We start from the raw sequence: 19,044 nt of genomic DNA on the forward strand, positions 1-19,044 counted from the left end.
CACCGAGATACGGCACGGACGCGCGCAACGAAAGGATCAGGTGCGCCACTTTATCGAACAGCCCTGACTGGAATTCTGGTCTCGCGGCCCGCGTCCGCTGCGCGCAATCCGAACCATCGCGTCGAATAGTTCACGCGGGGCGTCGGCGGGCCCGGGGCGGGATGTGCTGGCGTCCAGCCGCCCTCGGTACTGCAATTGAAGAGCCGCGTTGTAGCCGAAGAAATCGGGCGTGCATACCGCCCCATAGCGTTGCGCGACATCCTGGGATTCGTCGTAGAGATAGGGAAAGGTAAAGCCGGCCTGATCGGCCAGGGCCGCCATGCGGGCCGGAGAATCGGCCGGGTAGCGGAGTACATCGTTCGGCATGATAGCCACGCTGCTCACGCCATGCTCCCTCAACTCTGCAGTATCCCGCGCAATGCGGCCCAGGATGGCCTGCACATAGGGGCAATGGTTGCAGATGAACATCACCAGGGTTCCGTTTTCGCCGGCACAATCCTCCAGGCTGAACTCGCGGCCGGACGGATCGGGAAGCATAAAACGAGGCGCATCGGCGCCGAAATCGCATGGCGGCGGACCCATCAGCATGGTTGACTCCTGGTATCGGGTTGCGGTCTGCGAAGGGCGGGGATTCTAGCACGCAGGCGAATTGCAACAAACCGTCGGCCTGGGCGTATCATTTGCCGATGCGCAGCGAAACGCCCCTGTTCCCTCTGCCGACCGTGCTATTCCCGGAGGGCCCGCTGCCGCTGCGCGTGTTCGAGCCGCGCTACCTGGACATGGTGGGTCGCTGCATGCGCGAAGACGAGCCTTTCGGCGTAATTCGCATCAAGGATGACAGCCAGTCATCGGCCACGCAATTGTGCAAGATCGGTACGCTTGCGATTATTGCCGACTGGTTTCAGAGCGAGGGCGGGATGCTCGGGATACTGGCGATCGGCTCGCTGCGGTTTCAGTTGCACGCAACCGCCGTGCAAGACGACGGCTTGCGCACCGGCGACATCGAGGAGCTTCCACCGGAGCCTCAGGTTCCCATGCCGCCCGAATTCATTTCCATGGGCACAGCGCTGCAGCACCTTATCCAGAAGCTGGACCGCTTGTACCAGGGCATAGAAAAGCGCTTCGACGATGCGAGCTGGGTCAGTTTGCGGCTGGCGGAAATACTGCCGATCGGGCTTGAGCACAAGCAGCATTGTCTGGAACTGGAGGACCCGGTGGAACGTCTGCGATATCTTCGCCCGCTGCTGCGGTTGAGCCGGTAGCATCCGTGGGCGCGGGCCTGCTGACGGTCGAAGAAACCGCTGACGGGGTGCTGCGGCTCACCTTGAACCGCCCCCGGCAGCACAATGCATTGAGTTTTGCCCTTCTCGAAGAACTGCGCGACTGCCTGGAAAGCTACGCGGCAAACGCGTCGGTTAAATGCGTGGTGCTGACCGGCGCGGGCGAAAAATCCTTTTGCGCGGGCGGCGATCTGCACGAACTGGACGGCATGCGTTCTCTGGAGCAGGCGCGCACCATTTCACGGACCGGCCGCCAGGCTCTGGATGCGCTTCGTTACTTCCCCGCTCCGGTGGCCGCAGCGCTCAACGGCGCCGCGCTCGGCGGCGGGGCCGAACTGGCGCTGGCCTGCGACGTGTGCCTGGCTGCCGCACACGCCCGGGTTGGCTTCCTGCAGGCCAACCTGAACCTGATGACCGCCTGGGGCGGCGGCGTTGACGTGATCGCCCGCTGCGGCAGCGCCAGGGGCATGAAACACTTGCTGGAAGCGCGTAAGTTAAGCGCGCAGGAGGCCTTGAGCGCCGGTCTCATCGACGAAGTGTGCGACGAGGGCCAAACATTGGAGCAGTTGGTCGAAACCTGGATCACGACCATGACATCGCGGAGCCTTGCGGTCCTTCGCGGGCAAAAGGCGCTGGCTTCGAAAGCGCGCCGGCGCCTGCACGAGGCTCTGGCGGACACCGAAGAACAACACATGGTGCAGGCTTGGACGGATCCCGAGCACTGGGAGGCTGTGCGGCGCAACTTCGCCGCTTAGCTCAAAAATGACAACCCCTAACAACGACTTCCGCTGGCCCGGCGGCGCCGGGCTCGCGCTTTCCATTGTGCTGAACATTGAGGAAGGCGCCGAAGCCCGCCCGGCGGACGGGGATCCGCATCCGGAACCGGTGGACGAGCTGGGGGTGGCCCTGCGCGGTTCCCGGCGCAATCTTGCCAACGAAAGCAACTACCAATACGGTATCAAGGCTGGCGCGCCGCGGCTGCTCGATCTGCTCGACCATTACGGCGCACCCTGCACCGTGGCCGCTGCCGCGCTGGCGCTGGAACGAGCGCCCGAACTTGCAAGGCGCATCGGCCAAAGCGGCCACGAAGTCTGCGCGCACGGCTATCGCTGGTCATTCCAGCACCGCCTGTCGGAAAGCGAGGAACGCGAGTTCATCCGCAAGGCGGCGGACAGCATCGAGCAGACCACCGGGCAGCGTCCGCAGGGCTGGCTGTCGCGCTACCTGTTCAGTGAGAACACGAGACGGCTGTTGGCGGAAGAAGGATTCCGCTACCACATGGACGATTTCAGCGCCGATCTGCCGTGGTGGGACACAGACCAGAAGCAGCCCATGCTCGTGTTGCCGTATGCGCTGGACACCAACGACATGAAACTGTGGAACGCCCCGGCGTACACACCCAGGGCCTGGCTCGACTACCTCAACGACAGTCTCGACTGGCTGCTCACGGAAAGCCGCAGTCAGGCGCGCATGATGTCGGTAGGGATCCATGCGCGCATAGCGGGCCGGCCGGCGCGCGCAGCCGCACTCGACGCCTTCCTTGGCCGAGCCCTTACCCGGCCCGGTGTATGGGTCGCCACCCGCCTGCAGATCGCCGACGCTTGGGAGCGGGCCCACCCGCCTCCTGCGCAATGAAATACGGGCGACGCGTTATCGCGCGGCTGGCTTGAATGCAGGAACCTGCCGGCCACCCGCGGGGGGAGTGCGGAAGGCCGGCAGGGTTTTGGAGGAGGCGACTTGCGCCTTACTTGGTTGTTATCTTGATTTCTCGGGCGGCCGCTGCCACGTCCTTCGACTTGGGAAGCCGTATGTGCAACACACCGTTGCGCAGGCGGGCCTCTATCCCCGCTTGATCAACATCGTCCGGCAGGCTCATGGAGCGCCGGAACGCGCCGTAGCTGCGTTCGCTCACATGCAGGCTGCGGGCCTCGGCGTCGTCTTCGGAGGTGCGCTCGCCCTTAATGGTGAGCACGTGATCGGCCACGGAAACGTGCACGTGTTTCTCGTCCAGCCCGGGGAGGTCGGCCGTAAGCTCGTAGCCGCTATCGGTTTCCGCAAAGTCGATTCGTGGACTCAGCGAAGGGCGCGCTTCCACATACTCGCCATTGCGGCTGCCCAAAGCCCGATCCACCCAATCTTCCCATTGGCGGGCCATGGAACCCAAGACCCAGGGCGAAGCCATAGCACTGGGGCGTGTTCTTACAACAAGACTCTTCATTGCTCTTCTCCTTTATCTGTTTGCCATCTACTCGCGCTCCATCAAGGGAGCCTTTCGTGCTGTAGTTCTGGGGCTTGAAGCGGCCGATTTCAAGCCTCCGACCAAAGCCAACCACCCCTTGCCCGCAAGCGCGCGGCGCGCGCATATGCAAGCCACCGGCAACGCAGGCCAGCCGTAATGTCCGGCCGGCCCAAGGCGGTCCTTTCGCCGCGGGCTGATAGTAGAATCCATTGGACATGTCGCAGCGACTCGCCAACAAGGTCTTGCTGGTCAGCGGAGCCGGCCCTGTCATTTCCGCCTCCATCGCGCGGCGCGCTCTGGATTGCGGCGCCGGGCGAGTGTATGTAGCGCACGACCCCGACGCGCGCTCCGCCGCCGAGCAGGCGCTGGCCGGCGTTGGAGCGCGCCTTGTTGCGCACCGCCGCGGCGAAGCGCAGGCGTGGCCCGCACTTTACGACCGGCTGGCCGCCGAATCCGCGCTCCCCGATGTGCTGGTCAACGGCTGCTACGCGCATCATTCCGGCACGTTGGCCGATACCTCGCTGCAGCAATTCAGCGATGCGCTGGCCAGCAATCTGGTGGCGGCCTTTTTCGGCGTGCAAACGCACGTGGTGAGGCTGCGCGCGGCAAAGCGCAAGGGCGCAATCATCAACATGAGTTCGGTGTTTGCCGACCGCGCGCTGGCGGGCACGGCCGCCTACGCGGCCAGCGCCGGCGGTATTCGCTCGCTCAGCAAGTCGGCGGCGCTGGCTTGCGCCGAGGCGGGCGATGGCATTCACATTCATGCCGTGTTGACCGGCCGCTACGAGGGCGCCCCCGCGCTGCCCGAAGGTCAGGACAGAAGCCTGCTCGGCAAGCAGGTCAGCGCCGCCGAAGTAGCCGCGCTGGTGGTGCAGTTGGCCGGGGACGCCGCCACCTACACGCACGGCTCGGCGGTTACCCTGGATGGCGGATTATGGATTTCCTGAACGACACGGCCAAGCACGGCGAGCCCGGGCGCCTGGAGGGCAAGCGGGTGGTCATTACCGGCGCCACCTCCGGTATCGGCCGCGGCTGTGCCATGCACATGGCCGAAGAAGGCGCGCGCATCATCTTTACCGGCCGCAACGAGGAAGGCGCGGCCGAAACCCTGCGCATGGTCGGCGAGGCCGTGCCGGGCGCAGAGGTGGAATTCGTGCGTCAGGACGTGACCATCGAAGCGGACTGGACCCGGCTCTACGACCGGGTGCGGGAAATCTGGGGCGCCATGGATGTGCTGCTCAGCAATGCCGGCGACGCCAAGCTGGGGCCGTTGGAAGACGTCAAGGCAGAAGACCTGGATTTCCTTTTCAAGGTGAACGTGGAGGGACAGTTCCTCGGCCTTCGCGACGGCCTGCCGCTCATGGCGCCGGGCGGCAGCATTATCGTGATGTCGTCGCGGGCCGGTTTGCGCGGCTTCCCTCACGGCACAGCCTACACCTGCGCGAAAGGCGCGCTTACCGCCCTTACAAAAGTGGTGGCAGCCGAAGCCGCGGCGCTGGGCACCGGCGTCCGCGTGAACTCGGTGCATCCCGGACTGGTCTGGACGGAGAGCGTAGAGCGCGTGCTGCAGGGCCGCGCCGAGGAACTGAGGGCCAAGATGGAAGCCAATGTGCCGATGCGCAAGATCGGGCATCCGCGCGATGTAGGCGAGTTGGTCTGCTATCTGTCCAGCGACGAATCGCGCCACCTCACCGGAGCCGAACTGTCCATCGACGGTGGAATGGCGGCGCAATAGGGGAACAGAACATGCCGGTAATCGATGTCGATACCCAGGAAGCGCTGCAGCGCAAATCCGCTTCGGTCCTGCCGGAGTTAGCCTGCCGCGAGGACGAGAGTTACCTCGACTACGTGGAGAGTCTGCGCGCCTTTGTCCTCGACGGCATGCGCTTCGACGAGCAACTGGCCTCCCGCACACGGCGCCTCGAAGACACTTCCGTAGAACCCCGCGAGCGGCTGGCGCAAGTGCGGCGCGCGGTAGCCGACACGCCGATCGCGCGGGTGCGCAATCGCCTGATGCGCTCGCAACAGGAAATGAAGTGGCGGCGCATCTGCAGCTCGCTGGATGCGCGGCGGGACATCCATCTCGCCGCATTGAAGGATGCGGAGTCAAAGGGTCCGGCCAAGCTGGAGCTTGATCCCGACTTCGCCACACCGGACTACGCCAACGTGCATTTTCACTTGCAGCCGGACGGCTACTACAAGGACGCACTGGCGGGGTTTCGCTATCACTACGGCACCAAGGTGTTCTTCGTGGGCGACAACGACCAGGATCAACTGCACGCCACGCTCGTCAACAACCACCTTCCCGAGCCGGCGGACGGCGAGGTGCGGCGGATTCTCGATCTGGCCTGCTCGGTCGGACAGAGCACGACGGCGCTGAAGCAGCGCTTTCCCGAGGCGGAAGTGATCGGCATCGACCACTCCGAGCCGATGCTGCGCTGCGCCCACCGCCGCGCCGTGGAACTGGGCGTGGACGTGTGTTTCTCGCAGCGGCTGGTGGAAAACACGGGCTACGCGGACAACCGATTCGATATCGTGTTCGCCTTCATCCTGTTTCACGAAATTCCGATACGGATCATCCATGAGACGCTCGACGAAGTGCGGCGGGTGCTGCGGCCGGGCGGAGTTTTCGCGGTTTTCGACTTCATAATGGCGGACAAGATGAGCGCGTCACAGCTCTACCACCGACACTTCGATTCGCGCCACAACGGCGAAGCTTATGGCGACGATTTCTGCTACTCCGATTTTGACGCGCTGCTCAGGAACCACGGCTTTCGCGAGGCAGTCCCAGGCAAGACCATGGGCACCACGCAGGTCTGGTACGCAACGCCGGCTACGGACTAGCTACCCTGCAAGGGATACGCACGGGAAATGCGCTCTCCAGGCACATGAATCCGCGCAGCGGGGAGCCTTCCGGTCAAACGCCCGAAGGCGGAGCGCCGCTGGCCGGCGACTCCCCCTGCTACTTCGATGACCCGCTGCAGGACGCGATGATGAACATGATCCTGGAGTTGAGCGCGCAGCTCTGGATGAGCATGGACCGCCTCTACGCGCTGGAAGACCTCCTGGCGAGCCAGGGCGTCGTGAAAGCCGCGGCCCTCGACGACTACAAACCGGACGCCGCGCGCGCAGCGGCGCTCAAGGCCCGGCGTGAGCGGTTTACGCACGACATTCTGCGCGACTTGAAGTCGCTCACCGAAAACGAAGCGGCACCTGCGAAAACCGTCGGCAACGGCAGAAGCTGACCGCGATGGCGCGCTTCCCCTCCCTGCCCGAAAAGCCGGACCTGGCCGATGTGTTCCGGCGCTTCCCGCTGGGTGTGAAGGCGCTATGCGAGTACACCGACGACCTGCTGCGCGGGCCGTCCCCGTTTACCGTCGGCGAACGCGAGTTCCTTGCAGCCTATGTATCGGGAATCAACGCCTGCGGGTACTGCCACGGAGCGCACAGCATCATTGCCGAGCTGCATGGCATCGACGCGGAGCTGCTCGCCGGCGCGCTGCAGGATCCCGCGGCAGCCGGCGTGGAATCGCGGATGCTGCCGATCCTCGACTACGCGCGCAAACTGACGGAAACCCCGGCCCGAATGACCGATCTGGACGCCCAGCGCGTGTTCGACGCCGGCTGGAGCGAGGAGGCGCTCTATCACGCGATCTCGGTCTGCGCCATCTTCAACTTCATGAACCGCATCGTGGAAGGCTGCGGCGTGGAGCCAGACCCGGCAATCCGCGACGCACAGCGCGAGCGCCATGAGGCCATGCGCGGCGAGCCGCGTCCCTATACCTTGTTCGCACGCACGATCGGCGCCCTTGATTGAACCGCCCCCAGCCGGCGAGCTATTCGGCGGGCGGGAGATTTAAGAAGTAATGCGCGATGGCAGCCAGATCGGCGTTGCTCCAGTAGCGGGTTGCGTGATGCACGACTTCCGCCATCTCACCGCCGTAGGCATCGCCGTTGGCCATGATGCCGCTGCGTAGCGACCAGGCGAGATCGCCCTCGGTCCAGCCGTCTTCCTTCAAAGTTTCCGTAGTGATGTCCGGGCCATTGGGGCCGACCTTCTCCACTCCGCCCTGGTAGCGGCGCTTCAGGTCGCGCCCGCCCATGGCGCCGCGCGGGGTATGGCAGGCCCCGCAGTGGGCGGGACCTTCGGCCAGGTAGCGGCCCCGGTTCCACTGCTCTGTGCGGCTTGAATCCGGCACAAGTTCACCGGCAGCGAAGAATCGGTTCTTCCATACACCAACGGTTCCCCGCATTCGATACCAGAGCTTCAGCTTGTGGCTTGGAGCACGTCCCGCTACCGGGGGAGAGGATTGCACGGCTGCCCACAGATCCACGATATCCTGACTGGCGAGCCGCGTGTAGAACGGGTAGGGATATACCGGAAAGTAATGCTTGCCTTCGGGACTCCGTCCCTCGGTCAGCGAGCGGGCGAAATCCTCAAAGGTCCAGCCGCCAATCCCGTCGGTCGGATGCGGTGTGATGTTCGGCACGAAATAGGTGCCGGCTCGTGATTCGACGGCCAAGCCGCCGGAAAAAGCCGAACCGCCCTCCTCCGGCGCCCTGTGACAGGTAATGCAGCCAGCCAGGCGGGCTACGTAAAATCCGCGGTTCGCGTCCCCTGTCAGCCCGGAATAATCCCGCGGCAGGGCATCGACTTGGTCCTGCGAGGCAAGAGGCGCCGCCGCGAGAAGCGCAGCAAGCGCGAAAACAAACCGCCAGACGGCCGGAATTTCCGGCAGCGCGCTGCGAAGACGCGCTAACACGGGGTCAAGCCGTTCGAAATAGGCCGGCAAAGCCCTTTGCGGCTAGCTGTCCTCCTCGCGGAAGTCATCGTGGCAAGCCTTGCAGCTCATGCCCACGCCGAACAGGGCCGTGCCCGCGTCCATGGCCGGCGCTGCGCCGCCACCGGCGGACGGATCCGGAGGCGCTGCGCTCGGTGGAGCCGGCGGTGTGTCGGCGGCTTCCGCAAGCGTCTCGGCGGCTTCCGTCAAGTCTTGGGACAAGGCGGAAAAGCGCTCGAAGTCTTCCCAGATGGCCGGCAAGGCTTCGCCGGCGGGATCATAACTGCCTTCGGGGAACAGAGAAACGAGCTTGTCGCCGCCCGCCGCGGCGATCTCGCCGGCCAGGGTGCGCATGCGGTCGGCATTGTATTCCTCGATTCCGCGCACCATGTTGCCCATCGACTGCATCGCATCAGCCATCGACTCCATGAGTTCGTGGCGCTCGTGAGCAACGCCGGTGAGTCCTTCGTGGGCATACGCCCCGCCCGCGGCCAGCCCGCCAGCAACCAGCGCCACAACGCCGAACAACATGCGCTTCATATTTCTTCTCCCAAAACCTGGACAGCAACAACCGCACATTGTAGGCCAGTCTCACTGCGGCCTGTACCGATTCACGACATCTGGGACGTCGCGGCATTCGCCGACCCCGCAGCGCTCCACTCGGGTACGCGCCTAGCTAGGGAGCAGCGCCGTGGCGAGGATTGCTACCAGGAGCGCAACCAGCCCGGTCACGAATCCATTGCGGAGTTGGCTGATAGCCTTTTCGAGACGGACGATACCGGCTTCCACGCCGGCAATGCTGCTCTGCAGGGTGGATACATCGGTCTTCGTTGCAAGGTCGGCGCCTCGCCGCTGGATCACCTTGGCGATGGCCTCGGCTTGCGAAAGTTCCAAGCCCGCCGCTTCAATTTCGTGGACGGCTTGGAGGGTATCGAAGGCCGCTGAAGTCATGGAGAAATCATAGCGCAACCGCGCTGCCCGCAAAGCGCATGAGTCTATGCGTTCGTCCGCATTTTCAGCGGTGGGGGTTATTCCTGGCGCCCGGTTCGGGCGAGGCGGTCTGGGCCGTAGTACTTTTCGAGATAGGCAAGCACCTTTGCGCGAATGCCCGGCGCAAGCGGAAGCATTTGCTGCTCGTCCACCATTTCCACCAGCACCTCTTCCCACACAGCACGCGACAGTCCCTGCTGTAGAACCAGGTCGATGGAGTGGCAGGAACCGCAGAATCCAAACACCTCCAGCCTGCCGTCGCCGCGCGGCATGCCGCGAAAAAGTTCCTGCTCCTGTTCGTCGTCCATGCCGGAATCGACTGGTTTGTTTGGTTCTACCTCCTCGCCAGCGACAGCGCACGACGCCAACAGCGGCATGATTAGTACAGCCAGCACTGCCGCGACGCCGGCGGCACCGTTACGGGTGCGGGCGCTGCGAATCAGGTCACACGCACCGCGACATGGTGCAGGGCGTTATTCAGGTAGCCCTTGGGGTTCCAGGACGCCTCGAAAGGCTGGCTGATTCCCTGGCTATCGGTAGCCCGCGCCCACACCTGGTAGTGACCGGCCCGCGGAAAATGCACAGCGCCGGAGAAACGCTGCCAGGCATGAGGATTAGCCGGCGGCTCCAATTCCGCCTGCTGCCAGGTTGCGCCGTAATCGATGCTCAGGTCCACGCGCGCCACCTCGGCATCGCCGGCCCAGGCGTGGCCCGCCACCTCCAGCGCGCGTTCGGCAAGCTGCAGGCCGCTCTGCGGGCGGGTGATCAGCGACTTGACCGGCATCGCGTGAATGATCTTCATGTCCTCCGCCGGCGCCGACTCGCCGGGCGCCACCGGGTGCGCCGGAACCCGATACGATGACCCGGTCATCTTAGGCCCGTCATGCACTACGTCACGCAGCCATATGCGCGTGAGCCACTTCTGTGAGCAGGAGCCCGGCCATCCCGGGACAACCAGCCGCAAAGGAGCGCCGTTCATGGGATGCAGCGGACCGCCGTTCATCTCGAATGCGATGAGATTGTAGGGGTCCATGGCTTTGGCCAGCGGTACGCCCCGCGATATGGGAAGCAAGCCGGGCGTGCCGGACAAGTGCTGGTCGGCGCCTTCGTGCGCCGTGTAGATCGCACTGTCCGCAACCCCCGCCGCATTCAGCACATCGGCCAGACGCACGCCGGTCCACTCGGCGCAGGCCACCGCGCCGAAGGTCCACTGATTGCCGCGGGCCGGCGGCTCGAAACGCGCTCTGCCGTTGCCGCCGCATTCAAGCAACAGTCGGTAGGTCACCACTTCGAAGCGGTCGCGAAGGTCCGCAATACTCAGCGTCATGGGGCGCTCCACCAAGCCGTCGATGCGCAGCCTCCAGTCCGCCGGCTCCATGTCCGACGGGACGATGCCGTTGTTGCGTATGAAATGCCGCGCGGTGGGCGTTATGTCGTCGTCGAGCAAGTGCGGCGGTGTTTCGGCGCTCAAGGGCCGATCATTGAGCACCGCCAGCCCTTCCTTGCCCGGAATCGGTGCAAGTTCCGCTGCTTGCGCTTGCGAGAAAAAACCACCCGGCGCCCAGCGGCCGCCGGCCAGCATGCCGGCGGAAAACGCGCCCGCGGCAGCAAACCCCGCTTCCTTCAGAAACGCCCGCCGCTTAGTCCACATTAGGCACCGACCCTCACGGTGTTCCGGCATGGTGCTGACTCAGCGCGAGTCTATTGCACTGCAAAGAAAGAAGCCTTGCTCCCGGCTTGCGGTTGACGGCTTCCGATCGGAAATTTCGCCTGTGTTTCAGACTCAGCATGATGGCCACATATTCTAGAATAGGCACACAGGCAAAGCGCATTGCAATCGCCGCCGCCTCAAGAACGCAGTTTCCGTTATGCCTGAATCGCAGCAAGCGCGCCCGCTCCAAAACAATCGATTGACCATCTGCGCCGCCGCTATCGGCGCGCTGGCCGCGGCTGCAACCCCAACTGCACCCGCGCTGGCGCAAGAGGATGTGCTGGAGGAAATCGTCGTGCGCGGCGAACTCCGCAGCCAGCCGGGCGAAGCGGTGGACTCGGTGTTCGGTTTCGGCAAGCCGCTGCTGGAGACGCCGCGCTCGGTATCCAGCGTGAGCGGCGAGATGATCCGGCGCTTCGACATGCGCGATATCGACGAGCTCGTGGCTCTGGCGCCGGGGACTTACACACAGTCGTTCTTCGGCGTGGCCGGCTCCCTGGACATCCGCGGCACGGCCGGCGAAAGCTACTTTCGAGGCATGCGCCGGCTAGACAATCGCGGCAACTATCCCACCCCGATCGGGGCCTCCAGTCGCATCGACATCGTTCGCGGCCCGGCGTCGCCCATTTTCGGGCCGGCCCAGATTGGCGGATACATGAACTACACGCCACCCTCGGCGCGTAGCGTCGAGACCGGCGAACTGCCGGACGCGCCCGGAGGCGGCGTGGAACTGGGCGCGGGAAGCTGGAACAAGCGCACCCTGAGCGCCGAGGCCAGCGGCGCGGGCGCACTGGGAGGCCGGGAATTCGGCTACAGCCTCTATGCCGAACGCGAGGATTCGGGGAGCTATTACCGCGGCAGCGCCGGTCTTGAACAAACGCTGCTGCAGGCGTCATTCGATGTGCAGACCAACGAGCGGCTTCGTTTCGAGTTCGGTGGCATGCTCCACGACGTGGACGTCAGCGAGGTGGCCGGCTGGAATCGGCTCACGCAGGAACTGATTGACCACGGCATCTACGTTACGGGCAGCCCGGCGCCGCTTGACGCCAACGGCGACGGGCGCATCTCGCATGCGGAATTCGATGTGGACGGCGACGGCTATACCGACCACAACCCCTTCGCGCTGGGCCTTGAGCCCGGCACCACGGCTACCTTGTCCCCGCCGCCCGCCGGCAGCAATGTGTGCAGGATCGGCGACACGCCCGTGTTCGACTGCCGCCCCGAGCTGCTGGGACTGGTAAATCCGGGCCTGACCACGCTCGACGGCAGCCAGGTGCTGGTGAGTCCCGACGATCTGATCGCCACGGATGTCGTTACGCTTTATTTCGATGTGCTGGTCGATACGGGTGGCGGGCGCTGGAAGTGGAAGAATCAATTGTTCTTCGAGTCGTACGACAACCTGAACCAGGGCACCTATGGCTTCTCCCAATTTCACGATACCTGGGTCATCGAGAACAAGCTGGCAGCGGAGGCCCGGTTCCAGCCCGCCGGCGCGACGCTGGACCTGCAGTGGTCGGCATCGGTGCGCTACACCCGCTTCCATCATGCCAGCGACTATTCCAACGAGTATTTCGACCGGCGCGACCTGACCCAGCCCGAAAGCGCGCTCGACATACGGTGGCTCGCAACCGAACTGGGCCGCGAATTCACCGAGTACTACATTGGCAGCTACCTGAATCCCGGGCTTGCAGCCTTGGCCGACCTGAGCTGGGACAATGGCGTGGGCGTACTTGCCGGTCTGCGCTATGACTCCATCGCGGCCAAGAGCCGGTCGCCGCTGGACAAACTGCTGCTGCCGAGCGCCAGGCATTCATGCCTGCCTACCGCGCCGGACTGCGTTGTCGCAGAGGCCGAGAACAGGTTCGGAGGACTCTCGTGGAGTCTGAGCGTGAACTGGATGAGCACCAGCGGCCTGACGCCGTATATCACGGCTTCGCGGCAGTCCACGGTGATCGCCGGACAGGGTGCGGAGCTTTCCACCGCAAACGTGGCGAGCGGCGGCGCCTACGACAGCTCGAAGCTGCTTGAGGCGGGACTGAAAGGCAGCCTGTTCGGGAACGCTCTGTATTTCGCGGCAGCGCGCTACCGTCAGGAGCGCACCGACTACACCGCGCAGGCCGTGGCTACCAATCAGGCCGTGCGCACCGAGGGCGCCGAACTCGAAATTCGCTGGATTCCCGAACCGCGGCTACTGTTCACCCTGAGCTACACCCGCATGAAGGCGGTGAATCTCAACACGTTGGCCAATGGCGGACGCTTCAGCTACATCGGCGCCGACGATGTGCCGGGCATTGCGCCCGAAGTCTTCTACGGCGGCGCCTTGGCCGGCATCGTGACGCGCGTGGGCGAGGACGCAGCGCGGCGCGCCGGACTGCCGCGCAATGTGCTGGCGGCTACCGGCACCTATAACTTCGGTGGCGGGGTGGCCGTGAGCGCGAGCGCCATCGATGTGGACGCGGCAGCGTCCGGCTTGTCGGGCTCGGTCGTTCTGCCGGCCTACACCGTGCTGAACCTGGGCGTGGTGATCGAGCGCGGCCCCTGGACCTTCAACTTCACGGCCCGCAATGTCACCAACGAACGCTACTTTCGGGCCAATTTCCCCAACCTTTACGGCAGCGTCATCGCCCTGCCCGAATTGCCGAGACACTATCGGGCCTATCTGGAGTATTGGTGGTAGCCCGGTAGGCGCCCGCTCCGCTGCGGCGCGGCGCGCTAAAATTGCGCTCCGCCATTGGCTTGTTTATTCACCGTCAATAGCGTCATGGGGCCGTAGCTCAGTTGGGAGAGCGTCGCGTTCGCAATGCGAAGGTCGTGGGTTCGAATCCCATCGGCTCCACCACCCCACATCCGGTAATTCCGAGCACGCCGCGTCCCGCACGTAAGGGAAATACCATGACCAAATATCGGAAGCCGCTAAAGCCGAAGCAAATCGCTACGGTAAGAGATCGGGACATTGACTTCAGCGATATTCCCGAGCTCGGCGACGACTTCTGGCGCAGCGCGAAGCTTGTCGAGCCGGATCGGACCGAACAAATTACCTTGCGGGTAAAGCGTTCGGTGCTTGCGTATTTCATAGCCTCCGGCCGAGGCTACCAATCTCGCATGAACAGGGTTTTGGAGAGCTACGTGCGCGCGCAGAAGGAGTAAGGGCGCCGGATGCGTGAAGTCAGGCGCCGCGCTGGCGCTTTGCGGCAAGGCGCAGGCGAAGCGCCTTGAGGCGTATAAAGCCGGTGGCGTCGCCGGGACTGTAAGCGCCGCGGTCGTCCTCGAAGGTGGCCAGGCCGCCGTCGTAGAGGCTGTCGGGCGAGCGGCGCCCGAGTACGCTAACGGCGCCCTTGTAGAGCTTCAGGCGCACCGTGCCGTTCACCGGTTGCTGTGATTCATCTATCAGTGCCTGCAGTGCCTTGCGTTCAGGCGACCACCAATAGCCGTTGTAGATGAGCTTGGCGTACCGGGGCATCAGTTCGTCCTTGAGGTGCGCCAATTCGCGGTCGAGCGTGAGCGACTCGATCGCGCGGTGTGCCTTGAGCAGTATCGCGCCGCCCGGCGACTCGTAACAACCGCGCGACTTCATGCCCACGTAGCGATTCTCCACCAGGTCCTGCCGGCCTACGCCATGAGCGCCGCCCAGTTCGTTGAGCCGCGCCAAAAGCGCAGCCGGACTTAAGGTCTGGCCGTCCAGCGCCACGGCGTCGCCCCTCGAGAATTCGATTTCGACGATTCCCGGTTCATTGGGCGCCGCCTCGGGGGCCACAGTCCAGCGCCACATAGCCTTATTCGGCGCCTGCCACGGATCTTCGAGCTCGCCGCCTTCGTAGGACACGTGCAGCAGGTTGGCGTCCATCGAATACGGCGATTCGCCGGCCTGCTCGAAATCCACCGGGATCGCACGCTCCCGGCAATAGGCCAGCAGGTCCTTGCGCGAATTCAGCTCCCACTCCCGCCACGGCGCAATCACCCGAATGCCGGGATTCAGCGCATAGGCGCCCAACTCGAAACGTACTTGATCGTTGCCCTTGCCGGTGGCCCCATGCGCAATAGCATCAGCGCCAGTCTCCGCGGCAATCTCCACCAGCCGTTTGGCAATGAGGGGGCGAGCGATGCTGGTGCCCAGCAGGTACTCGCCTTCATAAACGGCGTTTGCCCGAAACATCGGAAACACATAGTCGCGGGCGAACGCTTCCTTGAGGTCCTCTACAAAGATTTCCTTGACGCCCATCGCCCGCGCCTTGGCGCGCGCCGGCTCAACTTCCTCGCCTTGGCCGATGTCGGCAGTAAACGTCACCACCTCCGCCTGGCAAGCCTCCTGCAGCCACCGGCAAATCACCGAGGTGTCCAACCCCCCGGAATAAGCCAGAACGACCTTCCCTGCCTTCACTCTTTTTCGGCTTCCCCAGCTTGCACCCTTAACCAGTGTGTGCGCCTACCCGTTTCGCGGAGGAACGAGAGCTTGCAGCCGTCGTTCCGCAAGGCTTGGCGCACCAACCACTCCACTGGCGCGGAGAAAGGACGAATGAGTGGCTCAGCATTGCAACCGCACACCCCATCGCGCCCGCATTACGGGAAGCGACGAGGTGTGCTGCCGCAAGTCAGCCGGTCAGAAGCGGTATTCCACGCGCAGCCCGAACTCGCGCCGGTCCAACGGCGAAACCGCTATGCCTTGGGCAGCGGTAAGCCCTATGAAACTGCGGTTCAGGGGGCGGCTGAAGTCCGTCCAACGCGCACCGGTTTGCCAAGCTTTCTCGTCCAGGGCGTTGTCGATAAACACCTCAACCATCAACTGCCCGAGTGTCAGCCCACCGCGTAAATTCGCAACTGTGTATGGCGAGAGCCAGGCAAGATTGCCCTCATCCACATAAGCCTTGCCCTGATGAAACAGATCGCCGCGTACGTAGGCATCCATGCCGGCCAGCGTGAACGAATACGTGCCCGACGCTGTGAACGTGTTTTGCGGCTGCCGCGGCGTCTTGTTGCCGCGCATCTGGGAGAAGCCAGCTATGGGAACAACGAAGTTAAACTCATAGTCCGTATATTCTGAATCAATGTAGCTGGCAGTGGCCTGCAGGAGCAGATTCTCGGTGGCCAGATAGGATAATTCGAACTCCACGCCCTGCACCTCGGCATCACCTGGAAGCAGAACGTTTCGAGAATTAAAGAAAGGCACCCGGTTACCATCGGCATCGGCAACGGTTTTCGGCAATCCAATCGAAGCTTCGTCCGGACAGTTCACATCCACCTCTCGACATGTTTCGCGTATCCTGAAGCTGGAGCGGCCCTTGATGTTTTTCCATTCCTGCCGGTAAACCGCGAGATTCAACTGGCCGCGCCCATCGGCGAAAGACTGCTTCAGCCCCACCTCAATAGCCTCAAGCGTTTCCGCTGGAAGAAGTTCGGCAATACTGGGGTCCTGGCTCACGTATTGCTCCCTCTCGTAAGGAGTGGCTTGAACAAAATCAGTGTTGAAATCGCCTGCCAGCAGGCCTTCCGAGTAGCTGGCGTACAAGTTGGTAGATTCGCTGGGCGTCCAGCGCAAAATAAGCCGGGGCAGAAAATCGTCGAATGTCTCGCTATTGGATGCTGTGCCTGCCAATAGGCCATTTCTGCTGAGCGGGCCTCCCTTTGTCAGCTCGTCTTCCACCCAGCGTCCCTCGGCGATCGCGGTGATGGTTTCCGTAACATCGAAATCCAGCGAGAAGAACAGTCCAGACACCTCCGAATTGTCCGAATTGGTCAGGTTGTTTGTGAAGGGGCCAAACCCTAGATTGCAATCACTAGGGTACTTGGTCGATAACCCGGAAGCGACGCTCACACATAACGCAAAGGCATCCCCGCCTGTGCCGCTAGCCGAAAACTCCTGCTCGTAGTAACTGTACCCCGCCAGATAGCGCAGTCGCTGATCCTGCGGACTGGTCACGCGGATCTCCCAGCTTTCGTCCTCCATCGTTTGTGGATCGCGGGAAAACCAGTTCTGGCGGTCGCTCAGGTCGAAATCCCGAATCCAGACGGCGTCCTGTTCGTTCCGGCCATAGACGAAACCGATCTCGAAGTCCGCCACGTCCAGGTTAGCCGCAATGCTGAAACGCTCGGTTTCGCGAGCGAGGCCAATCCGATCAATATTCGGCAGTCCCGCGATCTGGGGCGAGTAGGTGCCCGGCTGGGATACGTAATCTCGCAGTCTGGCGCCCGCTCCGGTAGCGTCCCAAGGCAGATCCGTAGCGATAAAGGTGTTTGACGAAATGAGCTGGGAGGGACTGCCGTCGATGCTCACCGGGTTAGCGTCGTAGGCAATCTCGCCGCAGATGTAGTTCTTCGGCCCCGATGTCGCCTCCGCGTTGGCAGGCGGCTGGCCGGTACAGGAATCGTTCTCAAGCCCGGAAATAAAACCCTGGGTAGGCGGGCCGTCGTCGTCCTCGGACATCGAGTAGCGCAATTTGATATCCAGAGTTTCGACCGGCGCGAAAAAGACCACAGCGCTCAGGGTCTGCGTCTCCTCGTTACCAGTGCGGTCTCCACTTGACGCCGAGTAGTGCCCCCGCTTGTCGTAGAAACGGCCACTCAAGCTCATCGAAAGCATGTCCTGATACACGGGACCTTCAACAAAAGCGCTAACCTCGTTGTTGCTGCGGCTGGTTGTACGCAGCCGCACGGCCCCGCCCCATTGCTCGGTGCTCGGATCGCGGGTAATAAGATTCACCGCGCCGCCGAAGGTGTTGCGGCCGAAGTAGGCAGACTGCGGGCCCTTGATGACCTCAACCCGCTGCAAATCCATGAGCGTCAGCGAAGTTCCGCCGTTCAACACATACACCCCGTCAATGAACAGCGCTCCGGTCGCGAAACTCGGCGAGAACTGCGCTGTGGTCAGCCCGCGGAACTGCAACTGTGTGTTGTAGCGTCCGGGCTGCTGATTGCCCTGGTTGACGAACTGGAAGCCGGGCGTCAAGAGACCCACATCCTCCAAGTTCATCATGTCCTTCTCGAAGATGTCTTCGGCGCTGAAGGCGGTGATGGATACCGGCACCTCCTGCAACGACTCCTCGCGCTTGCGGGCGGTAACGACGATTTCCTCAAGCCCGATCTGGGACTGCTCCTGGGCCAGGCTCGGTGCAGCCGCAAACGGACTGGCTATGACAGCGGCTGTCGCCGCAAGCAATGTGCGTTTCATGGTTTAGGGTTCTCCTCCCTTGTCTTCCGGCGTTTTCTTAAGTCTTCGAGGGCGCTTCCCCGTCGGCCCCGACTCCGCAAACCTCCATCAGCACGGCAGCCAAACGGTATGTCCATTTATAGCAGCCACACCATGTCTTGTTCGGAGGGATAGTGATTCTACACCCTCCAGAGAGCGCTTTCGGACTACGCCAGCCGCGCTATGTGAAGCCGCATGATTTTCGCTATGCAATAGTGTGTTAGGCTAGTTTCGCTGTTTGGTAATGCGAACGGCGCACACGAACAATAATTCAGCCCGTCTGCACGGAGGACTCTAGGGCGCGGCTGAAGGGGGATAAATGACCCACGATTCCGGGCGAAGCGTTTGGCCGGTATGCCGGACTATTCGGCGCGGGTCGGTCGTGCGCCATCCTGGCGTTGCGGCGGGAGGTCCCTTGCAAGAGCGTGAGTCCCGGTCCCTGCCGGCAGCGCGGCGCTCCCTGGTCCGGCTTTTCGGCGGGTGTTTGGCCCTGGCAGTGGTTTTGACTGCTGCCCCTCAGCCGGCGCAAGCACAAAGCAATACGCTGGTCGTGGATACGGCCACCCTGTGGGTGGTGGAAGGCGAGTCGGAAACGTTCAAGGTAAAGCTGTCGCAGGCGCCGGCGGGCGATGTGACGGTGACGGTGGCCAGCGCCGATACCGGCATTGCGACGGTCAGCCCGTCGAGTTTGACGTTCAACTCCGGGAACTGGAGTTCGGGGGAGGATGTCACGGTCACGGGCGCGCAGGACAGCGGCAGCCAGGACGACGCTGTGCAGGTGAACCTGACGGCGTCGGGCGGCGGCTATGCCGGCGTGACGGCCTCCAAGGATGTGAGCGTGGCCGACAATGATGTTTAAGGCC

Annotated in this window: 20 protein-coding genes and 1 tRNA gene; 12 read left to right on the top strand and 9 right to left on the bottom strand. The window is 63.3% G+C overall.

Annotated elements, in window-relative coordinates; translation table 11 throughout:
- Positions 1-36: 36 nt before the first annotated feature.
- Positions 37-588 (bottom strand): thioredoxin family protein, encoded by a 552-nt coding sequence (locus ACWCOO_RS07615; protein ID WP_446830400.1) that lies wholly within the window; start codon positions 586-588, stop codon positions 37-39.
- A gap of 98 nt (positions 589-686) precedes the next feature.
- On the opposite strand from ACWCOO_RS07615, the gene ACWCOO_RS07620 reads away from it, so the two are divergent.
- Genes ACWCOO_RS07620 through ACWCOO_RS07630 form a run of 3 tightly spaced genes read left to right on the top strand, consistent with a single transcriptional unit; the run spans position 687 to position 2,915 of the window.
- A complete protein-coding gene (locus ACWCOO_RS07620) occupies positions 687-1,262 on the top strand; it encodes an LON peptidase substrate-binding domain-containing protein (RefSeq protein WP_446830401.1) in 576 nt (191 codons plus the stop codon).
- 5 nt (positions 1,263-1,267) lie between these two features.
- Positions 1,268-2,035 carry an enoyl-CoA hydratase/isomerase family protein gene (locus ACWCOO_RS07625; protein WP_446830402.1) on the top strand — a complete coding sequence of 256 codons (768 nt, stop codon included), beginning with the start codon at positions 1,268-1,270 and terminating at the stop codon, positions 2,033-2,035.
- A 7-nt stretch (positions 2,036-2,042) separates the two neighbouring features.
- Complete coding sequence (locus ACWCOO_RS07630; RefSeq protein WP_446830403.1) at positions 2,043-2,915, top strand: polysaccharide deacetylase family protein; 873 nt, start codon at positions 2,043-2,045, stop codon at positions 2,913-2,915.
- Positions 2,916-3,024: 109 nt separating this feature from the next.
- Here the strand turns inward: ACWCOO_RS07630 and ACWCOO_RS07635 are convergent, their stop codons facing one another.
- Positions 3,025-3,498, bottom strand: coding sequence for an Hsp20/alpha crystallin family protein (locus tag ACWCOO_RS07635; RefSeq protein WP_446830404.1), 474 nt, complete (start codon positions 3,496-3,498; stop codon positions 3,025-3,027).
- Between the two features lie 236 nt (positions 3,499-3,734).
- Between ACWCOO_RS07635 and ACWCOO_RS07640 the strand changes: the two genes are divergently transcribed.
- From ACWCOO_RS07640 to ACWCOO_RS07660, 5 genes are read left to right on the top strand one after another with little or no spacing between them, the layout of a single operon-like run.
- The gene (locus ACWCOO_RS07640) at positions 3,735-4,466 is read left to right on the top strand and encodes an SDR family oxidoreductase (protein WP_446830405.1); all 732 of its coding nucleotides are present in this window, start codon (positions 3,735-3,737) and stop codon (positions 4,464-4,466) included.
- A complete protein-coding gene (locus ACWCOO_RS07645) occupies positions 4,454-5,254 on the top strand; it encodes an SDR family NAD(P)-dependent oxidoreductase (RefSeq protein ID WP_446830406.1) in 801 nt (266 codons plus the stop codon). The genes ACWCOO_RS07640 and ACWCOO_RS07645 overlap by 13 nt, the downstream gene beginning before the upstream one ends.
- 11 nt (positions 5,255-5,265) lie before the next feature.
- Complete coding sequence (locus tag ACWCOO_RS07650; protein ID WP_446830407.1) at positions 5,266-6,363, top strand: class I SAM-dependent methyltransferase; 1,098 nt, start codon at positions 5,266-5,268, stop codon at positions 6,361-6,363.
- A gap of 44 nt (positions 6,364-6,407) precedes the next feature.
- Entirely contained in the window at positions 6,408-6,764 is a 357-nt protein-coding gene (locus ACWCOO_RS07655; protein WP_446830408.1) for a hypothetical protein, read from the top strand.
- 5 nt (positions 6,765-6,769) lie between these two features.
- Positions 6,770-7,336, top strand: coding sequence for a carboxymuconolactone decarboxylase family protein (locus ACWCOO_RS07660; RefSeq protein WP_446830409.1), 567 nt, complete (start codon positions 6,770-6,772; stop codon positions 7,334-7,336).
- Positions 7,337-7,355: 19 nt separating this feature from the next.
- On the opposite strand, the gene ACWCOO_RS07665 is transcribed toward ACWCOO_RS07660, so the two are convergent.
- From ACWCOO_RS07665 to ACWCOO_RS07685, 5 genes are all read right to left on the bottom strand, one after another.
- Positions 7,356-8,282: a cytochrome C gene (locus ACWCOO_RS07665; RefSeq protein WP_446830410.1), complete on the bottom strand. Its 927-nt coding sequence runs from the start codon at positions 8,280-8,282 to the stop codon at positions 7,356-7,358.
- A gap of 42 nt (positions 8,283-8,324) precedes the next feature.
- A complete protein-coding gene (locus tag ACWCOO_RS07670; RefSeq protein ID WP_446830411.1) occupies positions 8,325-8,840 on the bottom strand; it encodes a c-type cytochrome in 516 nt (171 codons plus the stop codon).
- 132 nt (positions 8,841-8,972) lie between these two features.
- Positions 8,973-9,251, bottom strand: coding sequence for a hypothetical protein (locus ACWCOO_RS07675; RefSeq protein ID WP_446830412.1), 279 nt, complete (start codon positions 9,249-9,251; stop codon positions 8,973-8,975).
- Positions 9,252-9,328: 77 nt separating this feature from the next.
- Complete coding sequence (locus tag ACWCOO_RS07680) at positions 9,329-9,685, bottom strand: hypothetical protein (protein WP_446830413.1); 357 nt, start codon at positions 9,683-9,685, stop codon at positions 9,329-9,331.
- A gap of 44 nt (positions 9,686-9,729) precedes the next feature.
- Positions 9,730-10,941 carry a sulfite oxidase gene (locus ACWCOO_RS07685; protein WP_446830414.1) on the bottom strand — a complete coding sequence of 404 codons (1,212 nt, stop codon included), beginning with the start codon at positions 10,939-10,941 and terminating at the stop codon, positions 9,730-9,732.
- A 217-nt stretch (positions 10,942-11,158) separates the two neighbouring features.
- Here ACWCOO_RS07685 and ACWCOO_RS07690 point away from each other — a divergent pair, with 217 nt between their 5' ends.
- The 3 genes from ACWCOO_RS07690 (at position 11,159) to ACWCOO_RS07700 (ending at position 14,148) form a co-directional block, all read left to right on the top strand.
- The gene (locus ACWCOO_RS07690) at positions 11,159-13,678 is read left to right on the top strand and encodes a TonB-dependent siderophore receptor (protein WP_446830415.1); all 2,520 of its coding nucleotides are present in this window, start codon (positions 11,159-11,161) and stop codon (positions 13,676-13,678) included.
- An 86-nt stretch (positions 13,679-13,764) separates the two neighbouring features.
- A tRNA-Ala gene (locus ACWCOO_RS07695) sits at positions 13,765-13,840 on the top strand.
- A 53-nt stretch (positions 13,841-13,893) separates the two neighbouring features.
- Positions 13,894-14,148: a BrnA antitoxin family protein gene (locus tag ACWCOO_RS07700; RefSeq protein WP_446830416.1), complete on the top strand. Its 255-nt coding sequence runs from the start codon at positions 13,894-13,896 to the stop codon at positions 14,146-14,148.
- 19 nt (positions 14,149-14,167) lie between these two features.
- On the opposite strand, the gene ACWCOO_RS07705 is transcribed toward ACWCOO_RS07700, so the two are convergent.
- Positions 14,168-15,379 carry an argininosuccinate synthase gene (locus ACWCOO_RS07705; RefSeq protein WP_446830417.1) on the bottom strand — a complete coding sequence of 404 codons (1,212 nt, stop codon included), beginning with the start codon at positions 15,377-15,379 and terminating at the stop codon, positions 14,168-14,170.
- A 219-nt stretch (positions 15,380-15,598) separates the two neighbouring features.
- The gene (locus ACWCOO_RS07710) at positions 15,599-18,163 is read right to left on the bottom strand and encodes a TonB-dependent receptor (protein WP_446830418.1); all 2,565 of its coding nucleotides are present in this window, start codon (positions 18,161-18,163) and stop codon (positions 15,599-15,601) included.
- Between the two features lie 520 nt (positions 18,164-18,683).
- Here ACWCOO_RS07710 and ACWCOO_RS07715 point away from each other — a divergent pair.
- A complete protein-coding gene (locus ACWCOO_RS07715; RefSeq protein ID WP_446830419.1) occupies positions 18,684-19,040 on the top strand; it encodes a hypothetical protein in 357 nt (118 codons plus the stop codon).
- Positions 19,041-19,044 lie beyond the last annotated feature (4 nt).

The organism is Candidatus Foliamicus sp., assembly GCF_965221325.1.
GTDB lineage: Bacteria > Pseudomonadota > Gammaproteobacteria > Steroidobacterales > Foliamicaceae > Foliamicus.